The organism is Streptococcus agalactiae ATCC 13813 (genome assembly GCF_000186445.1).
GTDB classification, from domain to species: Bacteria; Bacillota; Bacilli; order Lactobacillales; family Streptococcaceae; genus Streptococcus; species Streptococcus agalactiae.
In genome coordinates this window covers 1,762,654-1,775,480 of the sequence record NZ_GL636070.1, presented here as the reverse complement: position 1 = coordinate 1,775,480, position 12,827 = coordinate 1,762,654, and the positions used below count along the sequence as shown (strand labels likewise).

15 protein-coding genes, 2 tRNA genes and 1 pseudogene are annotated in these 12,827 nt (G+C 39.7%); 16 read left to right on the top strand and 2 right to left on the bottom strand.

From position 1 onward, the window contains the following. Nucleotides 1-23: 23 nt before the first annotated feature. Nucleotides 24-97, top strand: a tRNA-Ile gene (locus tag HMPREF9171_RS105045). Between the two features lie 10 nt (nt 98-107). Next, a tRNA-Glu gene (locus HMPREF9171_RS105050) sits at nt 108-179 on the top strand. 114 nt (nt 180-293) lie between these two features. On the opposite strand, the gene ntdP is transcribed toward HMPREF9171_RS105050, so the two are convergent. Together ntdP and recX are read right to left on the bottom strand one after the other, a co-directional pair. Next, complete coding sequence (gene ntdP, locus HMPREF9171_RS105055; protein ID WP_001239184.1) at nt 294-827, bottom strand: nucleoside tri-diphosphate phosphatase; 534 nt, start codon at nt 825-827, stop codon at nt 294-296. 83 nt (nt 828-910) lie between these two features. Then, nucleotides 911-1,686 (bottom strand): annotated as a pseudogene (gene recX, locus HMPREF9171_RS02330) (recombination regulator RecX). 98 nt (nt 1,687-1,784) lie between these two features. On the opposite strand from recX, the gene rlmD reads away from it, so the two are divergent. The 14 genes from rlmD to HMPREF9171_RS0102615 form a co-directional block, all read left to right on the top strand. After that, nucleotides 1,785-3,143, top strand: coding sequence for a 23S rRNA (uracil(1939)-C(5))-methyltransferase RlmD (rlmD, locus tag HMPREF9171_RS105060; protein ID WP_001103614.1), 1,359 nt, complete (start codon nt 1,785-1,787; stop codon nt 3,141-3,143). 204 nt (nt 3,144-3,347) lie between these two features. Further along, nucleotides 3,348-3,521, top strand: a complete 174-nt coding sequence (locus HMPREF9171_RS1000000113610) for a hypothetical protein (RefSeq protein WP_001171245.1) — start codon at nt 3,348-3,350, stop codon at nt 3,519-3,521. After that, on the top strand, nt 3,518-4,342 hold the full coding sequence (locus HMPREF9171_RS105065) for a replication initiator protein A (protein ID WP_000822758.1): 825 nt from the start codon (nt 3,518-3,520) through the stop codon (nt 4,340-4,342). The genes HMPREF9171_RS1000000113610 and HMPREF9171_RS105065 overlap by 4 nt, the downstream gene beginning before the upstream one ends. Before the next feature lie 157 nt (nt 4,343-4,499). Then, a complete protein-coding gene (gene dcm / locus HMPREF9171_RS105070) occupies nt 4,500-5,843 on the top strand; it encodes a DNA (cytosine-5-)-methyltransferase (RefSeq protein ID WP_000670037.1) in 1,344 nt (447 codons plus the stop codon). Beyond that, entirely contained in the window at nt 5,827-6,255 is a 429-nt protein-coding gene (locus tag HMPREF9171_RS105075; RefSeq protein WP_000770701.1) for a hypothetical protein, read from the top strand. Before dcm ends, HMPREF9171_RS105075 begins: the two co-directional genes overlap by 17 nt. 9 nt (nt 6,256-6,264) lie before the next feature. Next, the gene (locus HMPREF9171_RS0102620; RefSeq protein WP_000890152.1) at nt 6,265-6,648 is read left to right on the top strand and encodes a thioredoxin domain-containing protein; all 384 of its coding nucleotides are present in this window, start codon (nt 6,265-6,267) and stop codon (nt 6,646-6,648) included. Nucleotides 6,649-6,657: 9 nt separating this feature from the next. Then, nucleotides 6,658-6,891: a hypothetical protein gene (locus HMPREF9171_RS105080; RefSeq protein WP_000999831.1), complete on the top strand. Its 234-nt coding sequence runs from the start codon at nt 6,658-6,660 to the stop codon at nt 6,889-6,891. A gap of 2 nt (nt 6,892-6,893) precedes the next feature. Beyond that, the gene (locus HMPREF9171_RS105085) at nt 6,894-7,475 is read left to right on the top strand and encodes a CPBP family intramembrane glutamic endopeptidase (protein WP_000826252.1); all 582 of its coding nucleotides are present in this window, start codon (nt 6,894-6,896) and stop codon (nt 7,473-7,475) included. A gap of 76 nt (nt 7,476-7,551) precedes the next feature. Beyond that, nucleotides 7,552-8,040: a hypothetical protein gene (locus HMPREF9171_RS105090; protein ID WP_000093690.1), complete on the top strand. Its 489-nt coding sequence runs from the start codon at nt 7,552-7,554 to the stop codon at nt 8,038-8,040. Continuing rightward, the gene (locus HMPREF9171_RS105095) at nt 8,040-9,860 is read left to right on the top strand and encodes a VirD4-like conjugal transfer protein, CD1115 family (protein WP_000253517.1); all 1,821 of its coding nucleotides are present in this window, start codon (nt 8,040-8,042) and stop codon (nt 9,858-9,860) included. Before HMPREF9171_RS105090 ends, HMPREF9171_RS105095 begins: the two co-directional genes overlap by 1 nt. A 17-nt stretch (nt 9,861-9,877) precedes the next feature. Further along, nucleotides 9,878-10,120 (top strand): hypothetical protein, encoded by a 243-nt coding sequence (locus HMPREF9171_RS105100; RefSeq protein WP_001072129.1) that lies wholly within the window; start codon nt 9,878-9,880, stop codon nt 10,118-10,120. A 16-nt stretch (nt 10,121-10,136) separates the two neighbouring features. Beyond that, entirely contained in the window at nt 10,137-10,991 is an 855-nt protein-coding gene (locus HMPREF9171_RS105105; protein ID WP_001066428.1) for a VirB6/TrbL-like conjugal transfer protein, CD1112 family, read from the top strand. 61 nt (nt 10,992-11,052) lie between these two features. Further along, a complete protein-coding gene (locus HMPREF9171_RS105110; RefSeq protein ID WP_001097592.1) occupies nt 11,053-11,406 on the top strand; it encodes a PrgI family protein in 354 nt (117 codons plus the stop codon). Then, a partial coding sequence (locus HMPREF9171_RS0102615) for a VirB4-like conjugal transfer ATPase, CD1110 family (RefSeq protein WP_032459104.1) occupies nt 11,363-12,827 on the top strand: 1,465 nt, incomplete at its 3' end. The genes HMPREF9171_RS105110 and HMPREF9171_RS0102615, both read left to right, overlap by 44 nt.

The following is a 12,827-nucleotide window of genomic DNA, read 5'->3' as shown; positions in this document are numbered from 1 at the left end:
CTTTATATTTTAGAAGTTATTTTGGGCGCGTAGCTCAGGTGGTTAGAGCGCACGCCTGATAAGCGTGAGGTCGGTGGTTCGAGTCCACTCGTGCCCATCAAGAATATGGTCCGTTGGTCAAGGGGTTAAGACACCGCCTTTTCACGGCGGTAACACGGGTTCGAATCCCGTACGGACTATTCTTAAAAAAGTAGAAAGATCACTTTCTACTTTTTTTATTTTAAGTATATATTTTTGCAATAGTATTGTAATTAAATTTGATATTAATAAAAACACACTATTTAGTGTGTTAGTTAGCGCTTTTTCAATTCAAGGTACCGTTTATACCAGATATTGATATATGATGATGAAAAGGGGCCTTTATTCTCATTTATCCATTCTACCAATATTTTTACATTTTCCTTTAATATATAATCAATATCGGTAGGATAGTTCATCTGAGCTTTATGCTGTTCATATTCATCCACATCCAGTAGTCTTTTTTCACCATCTGCAAATACTTTGACATCAAGGTCGTAGTCGATGTACTTGAGTGCTTCAGGATCCAAGATATACGGACTTGCTAGATTACAATAGTAGGAGACACCAGTTTCACGTATCATAGCGATAATGTTAAACCAGTATTTTTTATGAAAGTATACTATTGCAGGCTCTCGTGTCACCCAGCGTCGACCATCATTTTCTGTTACTAAAGTATGATCATTAACACCAATGAGGGCATTTTCGGTTGTTTTTAATACCATGGTGTCACGCCAAGTCCGGTGTAAACTACCATCATGTTTGTAACTTTGAATTGTAATAAAGTCGCCTTCTTTAGGTAATCTCATAGCCTACCAACTTTCTACAATTTATACGTCTGTTATAGTTTATCATAATTTTCTGTAAAATACATCGTCTGAGAGTTATTATCTTATAAATATTCTCTTAAAGCACTTTTGATATCTTCGTACTGGTATCCTTTACGCATTAAGGCATTGATTATACGTTGCTTTAATTCATACTGGTCATATTTTTTGAGAATTTTTGGTATTGTTTATCTAATTCTTTATAAATGAGGTCTTCTTCAAGTTCTTGATCTTTTTCAATTTCAAGGTTTTGAATTACGGTATGCGCTATCTGATAATCAAATCCTTTTGTAGTTAAGCTCTGCATCAATTTATCTTTTAGTGCTTTTAGTGGAAGTTTGCTTTGATATTTTTTATAGAGTTTTTGGCTTATTTTGGATGCTAAGTCTTGAAAGTTTATAGCTTGAAGTTCAGATTCAATTATTTTACTTTTGATACCTTTTTGCAATAATTTTTGTTTTATCACGTATGGCCCCTTATCGCCAGTATTTAGATTTTGCTGTATGAAAGATTGCACGTAGTTTTTATCGTTTATCCAATTCTCACTTTTTAGATTATTAATAATTTGTGGAATAATTTTAGAATCAATATCATGTTGTTGAAGATATTTAATAACTTCTTTCTCGGTTCTCTGCTTGAAAGAAATATAATAAAGACCTAGATTTTTACCGTATGATAGTTGGGCAAATTTTTTAATATTTTCAAGTTTCTCGGCATTAATTATCATCCCTTTACTTAACATAAAATGAACGATAGTATCTTCTGTTATATATAAATTTTCGGTATTGTCTAGCTCTAGAGTGTAAAGTCTTTTTTTCTTTTCGATTTTGGTTATTTTCATAGTTTTTATTATAGCAAAAATGATAAAATAGTAAAAATGAGTCTTTTTTTAAATGTTATGGATTTATAGTATTTTCTTAGTTAGGGAGTAATGAACTGATGAATGTGGTTTTAAAACAGCGAATTCCTTTAAAAATTAAACGAATGGGAATTAATGGTGAAGGAATAGGTTTTTATAAAAAAACACTAATCTTTGTTCCAGGGGCCCTCAAGGGAGAAGAGGTGTTTTGTCAGATTTCTTCTGTTAGACGTAATTTTGCAGAAGCTAAACTGTTAAAGATAAATAAAAAGTCTAAAAATAGGGTAGATCCCGCTTGTTCTATTTATAAAGAATGTGGGGGATGCCAAATAATGCACCTTCAATATGATAAGCAGCTAGAGTTTAAAACGGATATTATTCGACAGGCTCTAATGAAATTTAAACCAGAGGGATATGAGAATTATGAAATCCGTAAAACGATAGGTATGTCGGAACCTGAACACTATCGTGCTAAATTACAATTTCAAGTGCGTTCGTTTGGAGGGAATGTAAAGGCAGGTTTATATGCACAAGGGACACATCGATTGATTGATATCAAAGATTGTTTAGTGCAAGATAGCCTTACTCAGGAAATGATAAATCGAGTTGCAGAACTTTTAGGAAAATATAAATTGCCTATTTATAATGAACGTAAAATAGCTGGTGTCCGTACTGTTATGATTCGACGAGCACAAGCGAGTGGAGAGGTTCAACTGATTTTTATCACAAGTAAAAGACTTGATTTTGATGATGTTGTTATTGAATTAGTTCGAGAGTTTCCTGAGTTAAAGACAGTTGCTGTAAATATCAACGCTAGTAAAACAAGTGATATCTATGGTCAAATAACAGAAGTTATTTGGGGTCAAGAATCCATCAATGAAGAAGTATTAGATTATGGTTTTTCGTTATCACCACGTGCTTTTTATCAACTTAATCCTAAACAAACACAAATTTTATATAGTGAGGCAGTTAAGGCCTTAGATGTGAAGGAAGATGATGATTTAATTGACGCTTATTGTGGAGTAGGAACGATTGGACTTGCTTTTGCTGGAAAAGTTAAAAGTGTTCGTGGAATGGATATTATCCCTGAGGCTATTCAGGATGCTAAAGAGAACGCACTTCATATGGGTTTTACTAATACACATTACGAAGCTGGAAAGGCAGAGGATATTATCCCTAGGTGGTATAGTGAGGGATTTCGCGCTAATGCGTTAATCGTGGATCCTCCTCGCACAGGTTTAGATGATAAATTGCTAAATACTATACTAAAAATGCCTCCAGAAAAAATGGTTTACGTTTCTTGTAATACATCTACGCTTGCTAGAGACTTAGTAACATTAACAAAAGTATACCATGTTCACTACATCCAATCTGTTGACATGTTTCCACATACAGCAAGGACCGAGGCTGTAGTGAAGCTACAAAAGAAGGAATGCTGAGAATCCTTGATTTCAAGCAGTTTTTTCAAACATTTTGTATTTATTCCAGATGGTCTAGGAGGACTCAAAAAAGTGCAAAAAAAGGAGATTGAAGTTAGCGTTTTTATCTTGCCTGTCTGTGGAAGACACAAAGATTAGATGTTTCAACGTAAACGAGAACATTTTAATAAGTGTTCTCGCTTTTTTATTTTCAGGAGGAAAATCATGCAAAAGAATGAACAGTCATCACGACAAATTGTGATGTGTCATCTCATGGAGATTATGGGAATAAATATTGAGAAAGCAACTCAGTTAATTGCTGAAATGGAGGAAAAAGGACTCATTCAATTTGATGACATGGGGAATGTTGGTCTATTAGTCTTGGAGGGACAATCATGAAACGTATCACCGCAAATCACTATCAAACGTCAGAGCGTTATTATAAGCTCCCAAAACTCTTATTTGAGAGTGAGCGCTACAAGGACATGAAACTTGAGGTTAAGGTTGCTTATGCTGTTCTAAAAGACCGTTTGGAATTGTCCTTAAGTAAAGGATGGATTGATGAAGACGGGGCTATTTATCTGGTGTATTCCAACTCAAAACTCATGGCACTGCTTGGCTGTTCCAAATCTAAGTTACTTGCTATCAAGAAAACCTTACGAGAGTATGGTTTGATAGATGAAGTCCAACAGTCTTCCAGTGAAAAAGGACGCTTGGCCAATAAGATTTACTTGGGGGAGTTAGAACATGAACCTACCCCAGTCTCAAATTCAGACGGGGGTAGTGTTCAAAAAACACTAGGGGGGTGTCAAAATCAGCCGGGGCCGGTCTTAAATTCAGCCACTAGTGAGACTGAAGTTAGTGAGACTGATATGAGTGAAACTAAAGAGAGTGAGTCAGTCATTGAGGACGAGGAGGAGAAAGAAAGTCAAACAAGTAAGAAAAATGACAATGACAATTTTCAACGTAAAGTAGACCGAGTCACAAGATACGACAGAGATTATATTTGGGGACTGGTTCATGATCAGTTGAGACAAGTTGGTCTATCACAGGCTGCTAGTGATTATGCTATGATTTATTTTGATCATCGGTATCAGTACGCTTTAGAGAATATGAGGTTTGCGGACAGAACAGAAACGATAGCGGAATACGTCTTTAATGGCGTCTTATCCGAATGGACCAAGGTCCAACGCTTAAAAGAACTAAAAGGGGGTGAGTAAGATGTTTTGGTGGATATTATTAGGTATTTGGGGATTAGGAATGATTTGGTTCATTTTTGAACTTATCACTGCCCCAGAAATGGAAGATCATTGTTAAGAAAGGACGTTACGCAAGAAGTAAGGTCCTTTTTAGTTTTGTCAGAAAGGAATGAGAGACATGAAGTTTTTAGATTTGTTTGCAGGAATTGGAGGCTTTCGACTGGGGTTAACTCGTCAGGGCCATGAGTGTATTGGCTTTTGTGAGATTGACAAGTTTGCGAGGAAATCTTACAAGGCCATCTATGAGACCAAAGGAGAAATAGAATTTCATGATATTAGACAAGTCACAGACGAAGACTTTAGACAACTTAGAGGGCAAGTGGACATCATCTGTGGGGGATTCCCTTGTCAGGCATTTTCACTCGCAGGCAGACGATTGGGATTTGAGGATACTAAGGGAACTCTGTTCTTTGAGATTGCTCGAGCGGCCAAACAGATCCAACCACGTTTTCTATTTTTGGAAAACGTCAAAGGCTTACTCAGTCACGACAAGGGAGAGACATTTCGAACAATCCTCGCCACATTGGATGAGTTGGGGTATGATGTCGAATGGCAGGTGCTTAACAGTAAAGATTTCCAAGTGCCGCAAAACCGTGAAAGAATTTTTATTATCGGACATTCTAGAAGATACCGTCCCCGATTCCTATTTCCTCTCAGAGGAGAAAACAGCTCAGCTGGTCTTGAACGATTAGGTAATGTTAATCCGTCAGGCAAAGGGATGAATGGAGAAGTCTATTTATCACGTGGGATAGCACCAACCTTAACAAGAGGAAAAGGAGAAGGAACTAAAATTTTAACCCCTGATAGGCTAGAAAAACGCCAACATGGGAGTAGTTTTAAAGGGAACGATGATCCGATGTTTACTTTAACTAGCCAAGATCGGCATGGTGTAGTTGTCGCAGGAACTTTACCAACTTCTTTTATCCAAACTGGACGAGTCTATGACCTTTCAGGGCTTTCTCCAACGTTAACAACCATGCAGGGAGGGGATAAAGTTCCTAAGATTCTCTGTCGTGAAGAAGCGCCGCATTTGAAAATTAGGGAAGCGACCAAACTAGGCTATGCCAAGGCAATAGTGGGAGATTCTGTCAACCTTGCTTACCCAGAGTCTACCAAACGCAGAGGTCGAGTGGGAAAGGGGATTTCAAATACCTTAACCACTTCTGACAATATGGGAGTGGTAGTTGCTGCTTTAGAGTACCGTAAGGACAAGTGGTATGAAGTGACTGGAATAATCCTAGATGGAAAACTGTATCGTTTGAGAATCAGACGCCTAACACCTAGAGAGTGTTTTAGACTTCAGGGGTTTCCTGATGGGGCTTATGACAGAGCTGAGAACGTATCCAGTAAAAGTCAGTTGTATAAACAAGCAGGCAATAGCGTGACCGTCACTGTTATTGAAGCCATTGCTAGAGAATTTAGAAAGATTGAAGAGGAAGAAAAACATGAAATTATTACATAGTAAAAGTATTAGGAACTGTACGGAGCTAGAAGAAGCCATACATCAAGCAGAAGTAGAGAGATTTTCGGAAATGATTGCTTCTTTACCCAATTATGATTGTGACATTGATGTCACTTTTGAAGATGACTACCACAAAGAAATGAATTATCCGTTAGCTTATGAGTCCAACTTACACCGTATTTTTGAGTTTATTGAAACCCAAGACATCAAAAATGGTGTTGATACTTATCTAACGGATGAGAACGATCTCGCCTTTAGGGCATATGGCGAAGGCTATTCTTGGAATGATAAGAATGATGTCGTCACCACATTAATAACAGTGAAGTGCTTCGGTGAAGGCAGGTCGCCTATTGATATGAGTAAGGTGTTTACCCCACCAACTCAAGCATTAGAGAAGGAGCTATCTGTGTAGGAGGAAGAGATGTTAGAAATCTATTTAAGTCGAAATACCAGTCGGAATCAAAAACTCCTGTCTTTTTGTGACTCGCATGGTATTTCCTACTCCTGTAGAGAAGTGAGTCATCTATCACGTGAGGAATTACTGAGGTTGTTTACCAAAAGCAGTGATTGTTTTACGCTCTTATCCCCCTCGCTACAACGATTTAAAGGTCATAGAGAGATGAAATTGAGTGAGTTAGTGACGGTGGTTCTACGGAAACCTGACCAGAATCTTCGTCTCCCAATTGTGGTTTGTGAGGACAAAGTGTATCCCGATATGAGTTTAGAAGAAGCAAGGACCTTTCTTCCGAGAAGTCAAAAAGTGGTTTCCTTTCGTGAACATCTTTTTAAGGATCTGGTGACATAAGGAGGAGTTATGAACGATCGTTTTTGGGAAAATTTGGAAATTATCGTTATGGAAAAAGGACTGTCATGGGCTGACCTTGCTCGACAGATGTTTAAGGGCCAATACGTCTACCCTAGTGAGTTTAACCGTCTCTACCAAACCTTTCGTCACTACAAATCTCATCGTCTCATGCCACAAGGCAAATGGGTGGAGAAAATAGTGACTGTCTTAGAGATTGACTATGAAGACTTGTTTAGGAGATAGTGATGAAACGACTATTAGTGATGTACGGAGCCATTCATGTCAATGTACTCCTAGTGAGTTTGTACCTGATTGGTTGGCTAAATGGGGCATGGTTACCTGTTTTATTAGTGACATTTTTAGCCCTGCTATTGTGGGGTTGGAAAAGGTTTAAGATACCGAAAAGAAACCTATCCTTGAAGGAGAGAGGGCTTTGGTTACTTGGTAGTCTAGGTGTCATGGTAAGTATTACTCTAATCATGAGTGCTCTATTTTCAGGAAGCGAACCAAACCAAGAAACGTTAGTGACTGTTCAAGACCGGATTCCTGTTCTGTCCTTTATTCTTTTTCTCCTTAATGCCAGTGTTGTGGAAGAAGTCTTTTATAGAGAGGTGTTGTGGGGAGTCTTGTCTCAACCAGTGGTTCAAGTTTTGTTAACGAGTTCCTTTTTTGCTTTAGCTCATCACCCATCCAGTCTATTCACTTGGGTGCTTTATGGGAGTTTAGGTCTCACACTTGGTGTGGTGAGATGGCAAACAGACTGCTTGACGTCCACACTTATTCACCTGTCTTGGAACGGAATTGTCTTTTTCCTATCTTTATTGTGATACCAAAATCAAGGGTGCTTTCGTATCATGAAAGCACCCTATTGTTTTGATGGGGAATCATATAAAGGAGGAAATGATGTCATCCGAACAACAGGAACGCCAAGCGATTCAATATGCGGAACGGAGTGCTATGTTTACGGTGAAGGTCCTTCTCAAACTCTTAGAGTGGTCAGCCAGACACGCCCTAGCACAAGACTCGGCTTATAAAGTTGGGGTTCAAAAGTTAGAAGAACTCCTTCAAAGTCCATATGCCATTGAGTCGCTGAATATCTCAAAAGACATTTTGGATAAACCAGTTGATGTCGAGAAATTCAAGGAATTGGTGGAATCAGAAAACCTTCCTATTGCCACTAGTTGGCAAGGAGATTACCTTCATTTCTATGCTAAGGATAAGTCGCTCTTAGACAAGCACTTAGATGAGTTGCTTCAGAAGTTGGTTTCCAATCCAGAAAAAATGAAAGGGCTAACTATGGATAAAACTCTTGATGAGGAAATCGCACAAGCCAAGGAACAGATTGTGATGTCAGAACCCTCTGCTGTGAAAACAAAGGAGGTCATTCTCTAATGGTCTCAGGGAAAAAAGTTTTTATCTTTGGTATTTTAGGGCTTGCTCTTGGCTATTTCTGCCATCGGCTAGTCTTGCTTTACGATAGTCTACCTAATCAACCACCCTTGGAACGTCTTGCCTATCTCTTAGGAGAGGGACAGAATCAGGTCTTAAATCCCTTGTGGAATGGCAACTTTACAGGTAAATCAGTTTTGGGCTTTTGCTTTGGATTTGTGACGATGGGTCTAGTCTATCTTTATGTCTCAACTGGTCAAAAGGTTTACCGAGAAGGGGCTGAATATGGCTCTGCTCGCTTTGGAAATAGCCGTGAGCGTAAAGCCTTTATCAGTAAAAATCCCTTTAATGACACTATTTTGTCACGAAACGTTAGGCTAACCCTGTTAGAAAAGAAAGTCCCACAGTTTGACCGAAACAAGAACTTAGTTGTCATCGGTGGATCAGGGGCAGGAAAGACCTTTCGTTTTGTCAAACCCAATCTGATTCAGCTTAACTGTTCCAATATTGTCGTTGACCCTAAGGATCACTTAGCTGAAAAGACAGGGAAGCTCTTTTTAGAAAATGGCTATCAGGTCAAGGTCTTAGACCTTGTAAACATGCTTAACTCAGATGGCTTTAATCCTTTTCGTTATGTGGAAACGGAGAATGATTTGAACCGTATGCTTACGGTCTATTTCAATAACACTAAGGGCAATGGCAGTCGCAGTGATCCTTTTTGGGATGAAGCTTCCATGACCTTAGTCAGAGCCATTTCCTCTTACTTGGTGGATTTTTACAATCCTCCAGGTAGCACCAAGGAAGAAGCAGACAGTCGTCGTAAGCGAGGGCGTTACCCCTCTTTTTCTGAAATTGGAAAACTCATCAAGCTCTTATCCAAAGGAGAAAATCAAGATAAGAGTGTCTTAGAAGTGATGTTTGAGACCTATGCCAAGACATATGGGACAGAAAACTTCACAATGCGTAACTGGGCAGACTTCCAAAACTACAAGGATAAGACCTTGGATTCAGTAATTGCCGTAACAACGGCTAAGTTTGCCCTCTTTAACATCCAATCTGTCATTGACTTAACGAAACGTGATACCTTGGACTTAAAGACATGGGGGATGCAGAAAACCATGGTTTATCTCGTTATTCCAGATAATGACACCACCTTTCGGTTTCTTTCAGCCCTCTTTTTCTCCACGGTCTTTTCAACCTTAACGAGACAAGCTGATGTGGACTTTAAGGGACAACTGCCTATCCATGTCAGAAGTTACCTAGATGAGTTTGCGAATTGTGGTGAAATCACAGACTTTGCGGAACAAACCTCAACGGTTCGCTCCAGAAACATGAGTCTCGTTCCTATACTTCAAAACATTGCCCAACTTCAAGGACTTTATAAGGAGAAAGAGGCTTGGAAAACGATTCTAGGGAACTGTGATAGTTTGCTTTATCTTGGAGGCAATGATGAAGAGACCTTCAAGTTTATGAGTGGTCTCTTAGGCAAACAAACCATTGATGTGAGAAGTACCAGTCGGTCGTATGGCCAAACAGGGTCTGGGTCAACTTCCCATCAGAAAATTGCGAGGGATCTGATGACCCCTGATGAAGTCGGAAACATGAAACGAGATGAGTGCTTGGTGAGAATTGCAGGGGTTCCAGTCTTTAAGGAAAAGAAGTATTTCCCCTTGAAACACAAGAACTGGCAATACCTGGCGGATAAGGAGTCAGATGAACGTTGGTGGCATTACCACATTGACCCCCTCAAAACAGAGGACGTTCCGTTTGAACCCTCAGACCACAAGGTTAGGGATTTAAGCACAGAAACCACACTACACTAATAGAAAAGAGGAATCGTATGAACCAAAAATTTACAGGATTTGTTTATGGCGTGGACGCCAGTTCCATGTTTGCTCAAGCCATGGCGCTCTTACAAAAAGGAATGGTTGCGACAGGCGCCTTTCTTGTCGTCATGGGTATTATAAACCTATCAACCAATATCAAAGATGGTGGACCTGGTGTCCGCAATGCCATCTTAGAAATTGTGGGTGGTGTTATGGTAGGTGCCGCTGGTGCCTTTATCACCCAAATTACCATTTAGGAGGGCTAGGTATGACATGAACAACACATTACCTTCAGCTTTTGTCTTTCTAGCCTCGGAGAAAATTTCGAGCGATAGCCTTTTTGAAGGCTTTAACGTGGACTTGGAATCGACGGCCAACTTGGTCAAATCCCTTGCAGATTATAACCCAACCGTTTGGTCTTATATGTCAGCGATCACAAAAGGAGTGATGCAGCCCTTGGGAGTGGCTATTTTAGCCGTTGTTTTAGTCCTTGAGTTCTCGAAGATGGCTAAGAAAATCGCCAACTCAGGTGGTGCCATGACCTTTGAAGCTATTGCTCCTATGATTGTCTCTTATATCATGGTGGCTGTGGTCATTACCAACACCACCGTTATTGTAGAGGCCATCTTAGCCGTTGCTTCTCACATCATTGAAGGCGTAGCTGGTGTCGTTTCTCATGGGGGAACGACTTATGAGACCATTTCAGGACTTAAAGGGTCAGGAATTATTGGAAAACTCATTGTTGGCTTTTTTGCCATTCTGATATGGTTAGTGCGATTGGTTAGTGTGATGGTGGTGAATCTCCTCATTACCATTCGCTTTATCCAACTCTATCTCATGATTCCTTTTGCACCTTTAACGATTCCGACTTTCCTCAGTGATGACTGGCGAAGCGTTGGGATTGGCTACCTGAAAAACATCATGGTCTATGCCCTTCAAGGGGTCTTGATTTTCTTAATCATCTCCCTAGTTCCCCTCTTTGAATCAGCTGGGAAATTGGCTCTCTCAAATGGTGCGGGAGTGATGGAGACGCTAGCAACTGCCTTTGGTGGTTTAGTTCAGGCTATTTTATTGATCATTGCCTTGGTGGGCAGTCAACGGACTGCCAGAAGTATCCTAGGCATGTAAGGAGGATTGGGAAGGACGTTCCTCCCAATCTTTTTTCATATTTATCTTAGATTGGAGTCTTATGAATACACGTGTTTTTAAGGACATCACAAAAGTCCAACATAGGGCTTGGCTAGGCTTTACCACACGACAAGTTATCTTTGTCTTGCCAGCCATTGCCATTACCATCCTGATTTTAGGGTTAAACCTCTTTTATTGGCAATTTGGGGATTGGTTTGTCTATGGTCTTATCTTTACCTTTACCATTCCTCTTTTGCTTTTTGGGGTCTATCGCCCTAATGACTTACCTTTTGAAACGTATCTTAACTACCGATGGTATTATGAAATGACCATCCCAGACCGTACACTAACAGGACAGAAAGGAATACGCTGTGAAAAAAACAAATCGCTCAATGAAACCAAAGACCTCTTCTAAACAAAAGAAGACAGGTAAACCAAAAGAAGAAGTGCTACCAACAACTGTTAATACGCTTCTTTACCAAGGCCTTTTTCCTAATGGTCTCATGCAGGTCACCCCAGATTATTTTTCCCAGTCCTATCTTTTAGGAGATGTCAATTACCAAACAGTGGGACTTGAAGATAAGGGAGCGATTATGGAAACCTATTCCGACTTGATTAACAGTTTGGATGACAAGACCAATTTCCAACTCACTATTTTTAACCAAAGGGTCAACTTGGATAAGTTTAGAAAAAGTGTTTTATATCCCTTACATGAGGATGGGTATGATACCTATCGTGAAGAACTCAATCGTATCATGGAAAATAACCTTGAAGCCGGTGAAAATAACTTTTCGTCTATTAAGCTCATTTCTTTTGGGAAAACTGATCAGAATCCGAAATTGGCTTATCGTTCCCTTTCTCAAATTGGTGAATACTTCAAGAGTGGTTTTTCTGAAATTGATGCGAACTTTACCCTCCTCAGTGGAGAAAGCCGTGTGAACCACTTGGCTGATATGTTGCGAGGGGAGAATCATTTGCCCTTTACTTATCAAGATCTGGTGCGTTCAGGACAAACAACTAAGAACTTTATTGCCCCAACCAGTCTGTCCTTTAAGCACAAAAATCATATTGAAATGGATGATAGACTGCTTCAGATTGTCTATGTTCGTGACTATGGGATGGAGTTGGGAGATAAGTTCTTACGAGAACTCATGCAGTCGGACTTGGAAGTGATGATTAGTCTTCATGCCAAAGGGTCAGCCAAGTCAGAAGCCATGACCAAGCTCCGCACCAAGAAGACTTTGATGGAATCGCAAAAAATTGGGGAACAACAAAAGATGGCACGATCTGGCGTTTATCTTGAAAAGGTTAGTCAAGTCTTAGAAAGTAACATCGATGAAGCAGATGAGCTGATTAAAACCATGACACAAACAGGCGACAAGCTCTTTGACACCCTTTTTCTGATTGGGGTCTTTGCGGATAACGAAGACCAGTTGAAACACTCCCTTGATATTATCAAACAAGTGGCAGGTTCTAATGACCTTGTGATTGATAATCTGACCTATATGCAAGAAGCTGCCTTTAATAGCTTATTGCCATTTGGCAAGAACTACCTTGAGGGTGTGTCACGGTCTCTTTTGACCTCAAACATTGCCGTTAACTCCCCGTGGACGTCTGTAGACCTACAAGATAAGGGAGGGAAATTTTATGGGATAAACCAGATTTCAAGTAACATCATCACCATTGACCGTGGGAAACTCAATACCCCATCAGGTCTTATTTTAGGGACATCAGGTGCTGGTAAAGGGATGGCAACTAAGCATGAAATCATCTCAACCAAGTTAAAAGAAGCAGATACTGATACTGAAATCATCATTGTAGATCCTGAAAATGAGG

Excerpts from the sequence above, each read along its gene's own strand:
- ntdP (WP_001239184.1), bottom strand. The coding sequence starts at position 827 with ATGAGATTACCTAAAGAAGGCGACTTTATTACAATTCAAAGTTACAAA.
- rlmD (WP_001103614.1), top strand. The coding sequence starts at position 1,785 with ATGAATGTGGTTTTAAAACAGCGAATTCCTTTAAAAATTAAACGAATG.
- HMPREF9171_RS1000000113610 (WP_001171245.1), top strand. The coding sequence starts at position 3,348 with ATGCAAAAGAATGAACAGTCATCACGACAAATTGTGATGTGTCATCTC.
- HMPREF9171_RS105065 (WP_000822758.1), top strand. The coding sequence starts at position 3,518 with ATGAAACGTATCACCGCAAATCACTATCAAACGTCAGAGCGTTATTAT.
- dcm (WP_000670037.1), top strand. The coding sequence starts at position 4,500 with ATGAAGTTTTTAGATTTGTTTGCAGGAATTGGAGGCTTTCGACTGGGG.
- HMPREF9171_RS105075 (WP_000770701.1), top strand. The coding sequence starts at position 5,827 with ATGAAATTATTACATAGTAAAAGTATTAGGAACTGTACGGAGCTAGAA.
- HMPREF9171_RS0102620 (WP_000890152.1), top strand. The coding sequence starts at position 6,265 with ATGTTAGAAATCTATTTAAGTCGAAATACCAGTCGGAATCAAAAACTC.
- HMPREF9171_RS105080 (WP_000999831.1), top strand. The coding sequence starts at position 6,658 with ATGAACGATCGTTTTTGGGAAAATTTGGAAATTATCGTTATGGAAAAA.
- HMPREF9171_RS105085 (WP_000826252.1), top strand. The coding sequence starts at position 6,894 with ATGAAACGACTATTAGTGATGTACGGAGCCATTCATGTCAATGTACTC.
- HMPREF9171_RS105090 (WP_000093690.1), top strand. The coding sequence starts at position 7,552 with ATGTCATCCGAACAACAGGAACGCCAAGCGATTCAATATGCGGAACGG.
- HMPREF9171_RS105095 (WP_000253517.1), top strand. The coding sequence starts at position 8,040 with ATGGTCTCAGGGAAAAAAGTTTTTATCTTTGGTATTTTAGGGCTTGCT.
- HMPREF9171_RS105100 (WP_001072129.1), top strand. The coding sequence starts at position 9,878 with ATGAACCAAAAATTTACAGGATTTGTTTATGGCGTGGACGCCAGTTCC.
- HMPREF9171_RS105105 (WP_001066428.1), top strand. The coding sequence starts at position 10,137 with ATGAACAACACATTACCTTCAGCTTTTGTCTTTCTAGCCTCGGAGAAA.
- HMPREF9171_RS105110 (WP_001097592.1), top strand. The coding sequence starts at position 11,053 with ATGAATACACGTGTTTTTAAGGACATCACAAAAGTCCAACATAGGGCT.